Source organism: Streptomyces sp. NPDC004788 (genome assembly GCF_053601115.1).
This window is the reverse complement of record NZ_JBSGBF010000055.1, coordinates 42222-52205: the sequence shown is the minus strand read 5'-3', so window position 1 is coordinate 52205 and position 9984 is coordinate 42222. Positions and strand designations below refer to the sequence as shown.

Annotated in this window: 8 protein-coding genes; 1 reads left to right on the top strand and 7 read right to left on the bottom strand. The window is 68.2% G+C overall.

Annotated elements, in window-relative coordinates:
- The 4 genes from ACWEJX_RS23275 to ACWEJX_RS23260 all read right to left on the bottom strand — a co-directional run.
- Positions 1-1014: sodium:solute symporter family protein (locus ACWEJX_RS23275; protein ID WP_451609342.1), on the bottom strand; the 1014-nt coding region annotated here is incomplete at its 3' end.
- Between the two features lie 144 nt (positions 1015-1158).
- Entirely contained in the window at positions 1159-2547 is a 1389-nt protein-coding gene (locus ACWEJX_RS23270; RefSeq protein ID WP_451609341.1) for a cation:proton antiporter, read from the bottom strand.
- Positions 2547-4205 carry a histidine phosphatase family protein gene (locus ACWEJX_RS23265; protein WP_451609340.1) on the bottom strand — a complete coding sequence of 553 codons (1659 nt, stop codon included), beginning with the start codon at positions 4203-4205 and terminating at the stop codon, positions 2547-2549. The genes ACWEJX_RS23270 and ACWEJX_RS23265 overlap by 1 nt, the downstream gene beginning before the upstream one ends.
- Complete coding sequence (locus ACWEJX_RS23260; RefSeq protein WP_451609345.1) at positions 4205-6208, bottom strand: FAD/NAD(P)-binding protein; 2004 nt, start codon at positions 6206-6208, stop codon at positions 4205-4207. Before ACWEJX_RS23260 ends, ACWEJX_RS23265 begins: the two co-directional genes overlap by 1 nt.
- Before the next feature lie 286 nt (positions 6209-6494).
- Here ACWEJX_RS23260 and ACWEJX_RS23255 point away from each other — a divergent pair, with 286 nt between their 5' ends.
- Entirely contained in the window at positions 6495-8000 is a 1506-nt protein-coding gene (locus tag ACWEJX_RS23255) for an NB-ARC domain-containing protein (RefSeq protein WP_451609339.1), read from the top strand.
- A 92-nt stretch (positions 8001-8092) separates the two neighbouring features.
- Here the strand turns inward: ACWEJX_RS23255 and ACWEJX_RS23250 are convergent, their stop codons facing one another.
- The 3 genes from ACWEJX_RS23250 to ACWEJX_RS23240 are packed head-to-tail and all read right to left on the bottom strand — an operon-like array spanning position 8093 to position 9633.
- The gene (locus ACWEJX_RS23250; RefSeq protein ID WP_451609338.1) at positions 8093-8698 is read right to left on the bottom strand and encodes a DNA-3-methyladenine glycosylase I; all 606 of its coding nucleotides are present in this window, start codon (positions 8696-8698) and stop codon (positions 8093-8095) included.
- Between the two features lie 3 nt (positions 8699-8701).
- The gene (locus ACWEJX_RS23245; protein WP_451609337.1) at positions 8702-8989 is read right to left on the bottom strand and encodes a YciI family protein; all 288 of its coding nucleotides are present in this window, start codon (positions 8987-8989) and stop codon (positions 8702-8704) included.
- Positions 8990-9030: 41 nt separating this feature from the next.
- A complete protein-coding gene (locus ACWEJX_RS23240) occupies positions 9031-9633 on the bottom strand; it encodes a TetR/AcrR family transcriptional regulator (protein WP_451609336.1) in 603 nt (200 codons plus the stop codon).
- Positions 9634-9984: the final 351 nt, after the last annotated feature.

Below are 9984 nucleotides of genomic sequence, written 5' to 3'. Positions count from 1 at the left end.
GAACCAGTCCGGGAACATGTTCTCGAAGAGCTGCGGGATGGCGAGCTGGCCGTTGGTCACCTTCACCCCGGCGGCGATCGCCATGAAGCCGAGCACCGCGAGCAGACCCAGCATGAGGGTGTAGAGGGGCATCACTGTCGTGTTCCTGCGGATCACCTCGCGACTCTTGGAGGAGAGCGTCGCGGTGATCGAGTGCGGGTACATGAACATGGCCATGGCCGAGCCGAGCGCGAGGGTCGCGTACGTCCACTGCGCGTTGGGGCCGCTGATCAACGCCCCCTTCGGTTTTCCCGTGGCCGGGTTGGTCTGTGCGTATGCCTCGCCGGCCTTGGCGAAGATCTCGTCGAAGCCGCCTAGCTTGATCGGGATGTAGATGATCGCCACGGTGATCACCAGGTAGATGAGCCCGTCCTTGACGAAGGCGATCATCGCGGGGGCGCGCAGACCGGACGAGTAGGTGTACGCCGCGAGGACACCGAAGGCCAGAAGAAGCGGCAGGTCCTTCACGAACCAGTTGGTGTTCTCACCGCCGCCGACGCCCATCACGTCCAGCACGGCCTGGATGCCGACCAGCTGCAGCGCGATGTACGGCATGGTCGCCAGGATCCCCGTGAAGGCGACCGCCAGCGACAGGCCCTTGGAGCCGTACCGGCCCCGGACGAAGTCCGCTGTTGTCACGTACCCGTGCTTGTGCGACACCGACCACAGGCGGGGCAGGAAGGTGAAGATCAGCGGGTACACCAGGATCGTGTACGGCACGGCGAAGAAGCCGGCCGCGCCCGCCGCGTAGATCGCCGCCGGGACGGCGACGAAGGTGTACGCGGTGTAGACGTCGCCGCCCAGCAGGAACCAGGTGATCCATGTCCCGAACGACCGTCCGCCCAGGCCCCATTCGTCGAGGCTCTGCTCGTTCTCGGCCCGGCGCCAGCGCGCGGCGCGGAAGCCCATGACCGTCACGGCCAGGAAGAAGAGGACGAAGACGCCGAGCGCGACGCCGTTCACGCCGTCGGTCATTTCGGTGTCCCTTCCCTGCGAGGTGCGGTGGCGGTTTCGTGCATGGGGCGGCTCCAGGGTTGTTGCGAGGGACGGGAGAACCCGCCGGGTGGACACCGAGGGCGTGTCCACCCGGCGGGTGGCTTGTGATGGCTGAGGAGTGCGTCAGGCCCGGGCGGGCTCGCGCTGCGCGGTCTCGGTGACCGCGTCCGACGCGGTTGCGTCCGATGTGGCCGCGGGAGGGACGTCCAGGATCTGGTGCTCCATGCGGTCGGGAATCGCCCAGCGGTAGAGCGGCACCGCGGCGGCCGTGGTGAGGACGGCGACCAGCACGAGCATGGAGAAGATCTCAGGGGTGATCATCCCCTGGGCGAGACCGATGTTGATGAAGATGAGGATCATCAGCCCCCGCGCGTTCATCAGACCGCCGACGGCCCACGACTCGCGCCAGGAGAAGCCGACGGCGCGCATGGCCGCGGCGCAGCCCAGGTACTTGCCGATGAAGCCGGCCGCGAGGATCGCGAGGAAGGGCAGGATCATCCCCCAGCCCGCGATGCCTCCCAGCTCGGTGTTGAGACCCGAGAAGGCGAAGAAGATCGGCAGGAGCAGAACGCAGACGATGTCCATCATCCGGCCGTGGAGGGCCGCGCGGAACGCCGGGTTCTCGGGCATGGCGAGGCCGGCGATGAAGCCGCCGAAGACGGAGTAGATGCCGATGTAGTCGGTGAACAGGCCGGCGAGGAGCACGATGCCGACGACGATGTACATCTCCTCGAAGCCGAAGGTGCCGGTGCGCTGGACGCGGTCGCCGAGCGGGCGCAGCAGCTTCTTGACGCCGAAGAGCATCACGGCGGCGAAGGCCGCGGTGAGGCCGATGGTCTTGAACACCTGCATCGCTCCGGCGCCCGTGTGCATGGCGGACAGGACGGCCAGGAAGCACCAGGCCGCGGCGTCGTCGATGGAAGCGCCGAGGAGGGTCAGGCGCCCGAGGCGCGTGTTCTGCGTACGCCGCTCGTACAGGATGCGGGCGAGCATGGGAAAGGCGGTGATGGACAGGGCGCCGCCGATGAAGAGGGCGAACTCGAAGGGGGTGACGTCCGGCTTGGAGAGCCGGTCGTACAGGAGGTAGCCCGCGCCGGCACCGAGCAGCAGGGAGGGAAGGATCCCGGAGACGGCCAGGACCGCCGCGTTGCGGGTGTCGTTCTTGCCGCCGTTGGCTCGGTGGTCGAGCCCGGCGCCGACCAGGAACATGAAGACGGTCAGGCCGATGGTGCTCAGGACGTACAGGATCGGCTTCACCTCGGGCGCGAAGACCGCCTTCTGCGCCTCGGGGAAGAGGGCGCCGAACAGGGTCGGACCGAGCAGTACGCCGGCGACCATCTCGCCGAGGACGCGCGGCTGCTTCACGAGGATGGCGAGCCGTCCGCACAGCGCGGAGACGGCCAGGATGACCACGATCGCGGGGAGGACCTTCAGAACGAGTTCGAGGTTCTTGTCGGTGGTGCCGGAGGCCAGTTGGTAGAGGTGGTTGTGCACAGCAGCTCCTGTGGTCATCAGGATCGTGCGGGGACGGTGGGGGTGGAATTCGGTCCGGCCGCGCGCCCGGGCCACCGACGGCGGCTGTCGAGGCCGAGGACGGCGGGCCAGCGCGCGTCGTCCGGGGCGACGACCAGGGACCGGGCGTACCAGCTGTCGAAGAACGACAGCACGAACATGGGCAGCAGGGTCCAGATCGCGACCTGCTCCAGGGGCGCGTTGCCGGTGAGCGCGGCGATGACGACCACCACGAAGATGTTCGGGTAGGTCATGGCGGTGTAGTCGTCGAGGGTTTGCACGTGCTTGCGGCGCTTGAAGAGGGCCGCGACGAGCCGCAGCCCCACGGCGATGCCGGCCGCGGTGGGCGCGTACGTCGTGAAATCGGCGAGGTCGAGCTTGAGCGTGACCAGGACGATGAAGGCGGTGAGCAGCAGGACGGCGACATAGCCGTTTCGCTCGCCGTACTTGGCGGTGCGGATCGGGGAGCGCTGCCTGAGCTGCCGGACCAGGAGGTAGGCCGCCGCGACGACACCGGTCGAGGTGGCGGCGCTGATCGCGACGGCCGGTGCCACGCCGTCGTGGAGTGTGGCGGCGAGGACCGCGGAGAAGGAGACCGCGGCGGCCAGTGACGACAGCAGCACCTGCGCGAACGTCGGCATGATCATGCCGCCGAGGCAGCGGCTGACGGTCATCGCCACGACGGAGCTCGGTGTCGCCAGGAAGATCGCGGCGAAGGCCACCGTGCTGGTGTCGCCGACGTCCCACCAGTGCAGCACCGCGGCGAGCGCGACGGGCAGTGCGAGGTAGCGCAGGGCGACGGACCGCAGGATGCCTCGGTCGGTGACGAATGCGCGTGCGTTCTCCAGCTCGATGCGGCACATGGTGATCACGCTCGCCAGTACCAGGAGCAGGAGCAGCAGGTACGGGGAGGTGGCGAACCGCAGGCCCGCGAGGTTCCCGAGCAGGCCGGCGGCGAGGCCCGCGCAGAAGACGACGGGATGGTTGACGACGATCCAGTCGTAGACCATGTTCATGGTCTCGTTCTCGTTCTTCACGTACGACTCGATGCGGTCGCCGCGCAGCATCTCGGAGTTCGGCAGTCGCAGGTCGTACGACTCGTCGGCGGGCCGGTCGAGGATGAAGCGGCAGATCAGCTCGACGACGTACTTGTGGGAGACCACGCACACCGTCTCGCCCCGGCGCAGTGCGGGAAGCAGTTCCTGCTCGTAGAAGGCGCGGACCCGGTCCGTGAACTGTGCGGCGGTCTCCCCGCCGTGCATGGTGGGGCTGTCGGCGTTCATGGCACGCTCGTACTCGGCGATGCCGTGACGGCGCTGGAGGATGGACTTGCTCTCCAGTGTGTAGCTGCCGAAGTCGCGTTCCATGAGCCGTTCGTCGACCACGACCTCGGGCCCCGTCTCGCCGCGGTCGCCGAGGATGATGCCGGCGGTGTCGTGGGCGCGGCTGAGCGGCGAGACGAAGACGCGGTCGAACTCCTGGCCGCGGTGGCGGGCGGCGACCTTCTCGGCCTGGATGCGGCCGAGGATGGTCAGCGGGGCGTCGCGCTGTCCTGCGATGCGGTGCACGGAGTTGCAGGTGGATTCGCCGTGCCGGACCATGAAGAGCCTGCTGAGCAGCTCCTGTTGGTCCTGGTCGGCCTGTATGGCGTGTTCCATCAGGCGTGGTCCTTCTTCGGGGCGTGCTTGATCTGGCCGGCGTACTCGGAGTCCCATCCGGCGAGCAGCGTGATGTCGCAGAGGTTGTGCACGGCGTGCTTCTCCACGAGGGTCGTCAGCAGGGAGACGGTCCGGCGGGCCTGCTCGGCGGTGAGGCCGAACTCGCGGGCGAGGGCGGCTCCGAAGTCGGCCATGTCGTCGGTGAGGATGGTCCGGTACTTGTCGCGCTCGGTCCGGTTCTCGGCCTTCAGGTACGTGACCGTGTTCGGGTAGGCGGTCCCCCTGGCGTGGGTCAGCAGTCGCTCGCGGAGCCGGGTGGCGTCCGTGTCGCTCGCGCCGGGGTTCAGGTCGGCGACGATCCAGTCGGTGCTGCGGACCAGGCAGTGGTGGACTCCGTCCGGAAGGTTCATGGCTTCCCCGCTGGTCTCGGTCCCGGCCTGGCGCAGCACCTCCATGGCGGTGTCGAAGCACTGGTTGCGCAGGGTTCCGATGCTGAACACGAACGCCCCGAGGCGGCCTCGGCGGGTGGTCTCGTCGCCCTGGCGCATCGGGCCGACGGCGAACAGGTTCTGCGACGTCTCGCCGTTGGCGGCGACCAGCTGCCCGTGCGGGCCGACCTCGATGCCGCGGTGGGTCTTGCTCTGCGGCTGGGCCGCCTTGTGTCCGTGGATGAGCCCGTTCCACAGCGGGTGGTCCGCGCGCTCGTAGTCGGTGTTATTGCCGAGGCAGTTGACGACGTGGTCGACGGTCACGTCCTCGCGGTCGGCGAAGACGACGCGGATCTTCGTGCCGTCCTCGACCAGTCGCATGTCCTGGATGGCGGCCGGGATGGTGCTGACGGTCTTCGGGGCGCCGTTGTAGTCGCGCATCCGGTTTCGGACGACGCTGCCGATCTCCCGCACGGTGCTGGTGCGGTTGGTGACGATCAGGCTCTTGTACCGGTCGAGCAGCATCCGGACGTCTTTGGAGTCCATACGGGAGATCAGCTCGATGACGTACGGTTCCCACGCCTTCATGACGCGCTCGGCGAAGATCGAGTCGGGGGTGCTGTCGCCGTGCTCGGCCAGTAGGTGGGCGTACTCCGCCTTGACTCCCGCGACGACCGTCTCCGGGGTGAGGGCCTCCGCCTCGAGGAACGGCGGCCGCCGGGACTGCCAGATGTCGTGCTCGTGGTCGGTGGGGTAGGTGCCGTGCATGTGGCCGCCGCGCGAGCAGATGAGGATCTGCCCCTTGTGGCCGGCGTGCACGAGGGAGACCACGGTGTCGAAGGCGGAGAGCGCCGAGCCGGTGACGAGCACGGTCTCGTCGGTGCCGATGGCGCGGAAGCGCTCCTGGGCGGTGGGGGCGTAGGGATCGGCGATGAACCGGTCGGATGCGCGGACGCGGTGGTAGAACGGCGCCTGGACGGGGGCGAGGTGGCCGGTCGCGAGGATCACTTGGTCGGAGCGGAGTTCGTGGACGCCGCCGTCGTGGCCGAGGTCGGCGTACTTGACGACGTAGGCGTCGTCGCTGCGGCGCACGTCGATGGTCTCGCCGGTCAGCTCGCGCAGGGTGACGTCGGGGCGGGCGTCGGCCGCGGCCGATCGCAGCCGCTCGGCGAGGTACTGGCGGAAAACGAGGCGGGGCACGACACATGCGACGCCGAAGGAGTGGTACTGCCACTTCGCCGGCCAGTCGGTGCGGTCGGCTTCGCCGTTTACCCACTCCAGGAAGTCCTCCGGGCGCTCGCGGCGCAGGGTGATGCGGCCGGCCTGGATGTTGAGCATGTGCTCCCAGTGCGTGGAGGCGCGGCCGAAGGCGAGACCGCCGTACCGGTATCCCTCCTCACGCTCCATCAGGCATATCTCAAGTGGGGCCGTGGCGAATTGGAGCAGCCGGATGGCGGTGAGGGTGCCGGAGAACCCGGAACCGACGATCGTGATGCGCCGGGGGGAGTCCGGGCGGCCCGCGGGGGACTCCCTCATGGTGCGGGTCTGGGCGGCGTTGTGCATGGCGTCCTGCATGTCCACGGTCCTGTCTCCTTCGGTGCGTCAAGCAAGGCAGGTAGCTCGATGAGTGAGCCGGGGATGTGACGGCGCCAGGAGTTGCGGGCGCCGGCCCACCGGAGCGGCATCAGCATCGAGAGCATCCGGCCTGCCGCAGAGGGTTCGTGGACGATCCTGGACGCGACTGCGTCACTCCTCTCGACGGATGGAACGCGCTTGACAGCGGGGAGTGCCCAACCACTAACTTGGAACGGTCGTTCCGTGTTGTTGTGTTCATACCAGCCGTCCTTGGGGGAGGATGTTCGTGCCGCAGCTACTCGATCCGGGCCGGGCCAGCACGATGGACGAGTTCATCGGGGAGCTGCGCATGCTGAAGGCGTGGGCCGGCAATCCCTCGATCACGGAGATCACCCGCCGCATCCACACCACCTGGCGGCGGTCCGGGCGCCCCAGGAATGAATGGCCCGCGAGGTCCACGGTCGGAAACTGCTTCCAGGTGGGCCGTCGCCGCCCGAACACCGACCTGCTGCTCGCCGTCGTCCACGCCCTGGTCGACGGGGACACGGCAGCCCTCTCCGTGTGGCGGCAGGCGCTTCGCGCCGTTCTCGGCGAGGTCGAGGCGTCGGGCCGCGCAGCGGCGTTCGACCGGCTCCCGCAGGCTCCGTCGCCGCTGATCGGCAGGGACGACCTCCAAGACCTGGCGCAATCCTGGCTCCGCGCTCACGACACCGAAGACGTCATCCCCGTGGTCGCGTTCGAGGGAATGGCCGGCACGGGCAAGACCGCCGTCGCCCTCGCCGTCGTCCACCGGCTCCAGGCTGAAGGCCGGTCCCAGCGCCCCGTTCTCTTCGCACACCTGCGGGGCACCAGCCCGGACGAACCGCCGGTGGATCCCTCCGCCGTTCTGGAATGCTTCTTACGCCTGCTCGGCATCGCGGGCGAGCGCATCCCCCACGGTCTCGACGCCCGTGCACGGCTCTACCGCAAGACCCTCGCCGGCACCGGAACGCTGGTCCTGCTCGACGATGCCGCCGACGAGGAGCAGGTGCTTCCCCTGCTGCCCGAGGTGCCCACCTGCCGAGCCGTGATCACCAGCCGCTCCGCGCTGCCCTCCCTGCCGGACGTCAGACGACTACCCGTCAGCTCTCTGGAAACAGACGCGGCCGTCGAGCTGCTCAATCGCACGGCGGGCCCGGAACGCCTCGCCCACGACACCTCGGCTGCCCGCCGGATCGCGGAGCTCCTCGGCCACCACCCCCAGGCGTTGACCATCATCGGCCGCCACCTGCGCGACCATCCCAACTGGGACCTCGCCGACTACTACCGGGAATCACTCACCGTCCTCGCCATGGAGGGGGGCGTGCGGGCATCGCTGGCGGCTTCCGATGCCCGCCTGCCGTGCGGAGCGCGACGGCTGCTGCGTCTGCTCGCCCTACACCCCCTCCACGACATGGACACGCGCGCGGTAGCCGCACTGGCCGATGAGCCCGTCGACACCGTACGCACGCACCTGAGCGCTCTCGTCGCAGCCCACCTCCTGCAGGAGGTGGCACCGGGGCGCTACCGCCTCCCGGACCTGGTCCACGCCTACGCCGAGGAACGCATCTCGATAGACGAGCCGGCGAGCCGGATCCGTCAGGCCCTCAGCCGAGTCCTGGCGTATTACCGGACACGGACGGACGGTGCTGACCGGATCAAGGCGGGCAGACTGGGCAAGGCTGCCGTGCGCAAGCGCTTCAAGCACGCTGACGCCTGGGAGGAGATCGCACACCCGCTCACACGGGAGACGGCGGGGTCCGCCGCGGCATAGGGTCGCCTGCTCCCCAGACCCGCTGGCCCGCCGATGGTTCCGGAGGACCACCGTTGCATCGACCCCTCGCCGCAAGCCACCGGGAAGAACGTTCAATGGGGCCGCGTGAGCGCCAACCGCTCCACCTCCACCCGAGGGCGGATGACGCACTCGGACACATGGTCGTTGACGAGCCCCATGGCCTGCATGAACGCGAAGACGGTGGTGGGCCCGACGAACTTCCAGCCCCTCTTCTTCAAGTCCTTGGACAGAGCGACCGAGGCCGGTGAGGTGGAGACCGTCTGCGGCGGGTCCACCTCGTCCGGGCCTGGTTCGCTGCGCCAGAAGAAGGCAGCCAGTGAGCCCTCCTCGGCTTTCAGATCAACCGCTCGGCGCGCGTTGTTGACAACGGCTTCGATCTTGCCTCGATGGCGGACGATCCCCGGATCCTGGACGAGCCGGTCCACGTCAGCCTCGGTGAACTCCGCGACCCGGTGGAAGTCGAAGCCTGCGAACGCCTTTCGGAAGCTCTCCCGCTTGGCCAGGATGGTGCGCCAGCTGAGCCCCGACTGGAACCCCTCCAGGCTGATCTTCTCGAACAACCGCCGGTCGTCGACGACCGGGAAGCCCCACTCCCTGTCGTGATAATCCAGGAACTCGGGGGCAGCGCCGGCCCACCCGCACCGCGGTTCGCCGTCGGGGGCGATGGACACGTCCATGGCTCAGACCGTCAGGAATGCGAGCCGGGGATCGACGGTGTTCGGCGCGATCTCGATGATCTCGGCCGAGACCACTTCGTGCGCGACGAACGGATCGGCCGCGACCCGGTCCCGCAGTTCGTCGAGGGTCGTGCGATGGGCCAGCACGGCACCGCCCTGGCTGGGCGGAAGACCTCCGACCAGCAGGAAGACTCCGTCCTCCACACCCTTCCGGATCCACTCCTGATGTTCTGCCATGTGGTCAGGGGCCTGGGACTTGTTGGCTGCGAAGCGGAGCAGGACGACGAACACGGAAATCTCCTTCGGCTGCTGAGAGGTGGACGCGGTCGGGTTCAGTACGTGGAGCGGCGCGGTGCCGGGCCGTGCGCGAGGCGCTCGTCGAGCCAGTCGTGGAGGCGATCAACCTCTCGCTGCACGAACTCGCCGTCGTGGAAGGCGTTGGACAGGGTCGCCACGCCCTGGCTGAAAGCCAAAACATGCATCGCGAGTCCGTCGGCCTCGTCGGCGAGGCCGAGCTCCTCGAAGTGTGTCCGGAGCCACGTCCGGAACAGGTCTAAGACGGCGACGGCCTGGGGTCGTGCGGGGTGACCGAGTTTGGCGAGCTCGTTCGTCAGCGTCCCGACCGGGCAGCCGAAGTTCTGGATGTCCGTGCCGTTGGTGATGACGATCTTCACGAAACGCTTCACCCGCTCGGCGGGGCCCGGCTCGTCCCGATCCCACTCCATGAGCATCGCGCGCGTGCTCTGGAGCCGCGCCTCGATGACCGCGACGAGGATCTCGTCCTTGCTCTTGAAGTGGTGGTAGAAGTTTCCCCGCGAGATGCCCACCGTCTCGGCGATCGCAGCGAACGATGTGTGCTCGAAACCCTTCACATAGAAAAGCCGGTTCGCGGCATCAATGATCTGCGCCCGCGTCCCCGCGCTCTCAACCACCACGCACCCCCACAATCGCTCACCGCTCGCTAGGACGAGCGTCCTAGCGTGTGACGTGAGTCTAGGACAGGCGTCCTAGGTGGCGTCAAGGCAGGTCGGGCGCAGCCGGTAAAGACGTCTCATGACGATGAACGGAGCCCGTGCCGTCGCCCCTCGTAGCGCTACAGGGCCTCTCGCGCTTTGAGCGCGACAGGAATCTCCCTGAACTCGCCTGCCTTGCGGTGCTTCAGCTTCGTCAACTTATAAGCGTTCTACGGTGAGGTGGTGTAGGGAAGTGCGCAGACCTGTCCGTAATCGAACGAGTGACGCTCCTGACGTGCGTGTCTCAGTTGTGTGGCCAAGTGGCCAAGTGGT

Bases quoted from the DNA above. Each gene is read 5' to 3' on its own strand.
- ACWEJX_RS23270 (WP_451609341.1), bottom strand. From the start codon at position 2,547: ATGACCACAGGAGCTGCTGTGCACAACCACCTCTACCAACTGGCCTCC.
- ACWEJX_RS23265 (WP_451609340.1), bottom strand. From the start codon at position 4,205: ATGGAACACGCCATACAGGCCGACCAGGACCAACAGGAGCTGCTCAGC.
- ACWEJX_RS23260 (WP_451609345.1), bottom strand. From the start codon at position 6,208: ATGCAGGACGCCATGCACAACGCCGCCCAGACCCGCACCATGAGGGAG.
- ACWEJX_RS23250 (WP_451609338.1), bottom strand. From the start codon at position 8,698: ATGGACGTGTCCATCGCCCCCGACGGCGAACCGCGGTGCGGGTGGGCC.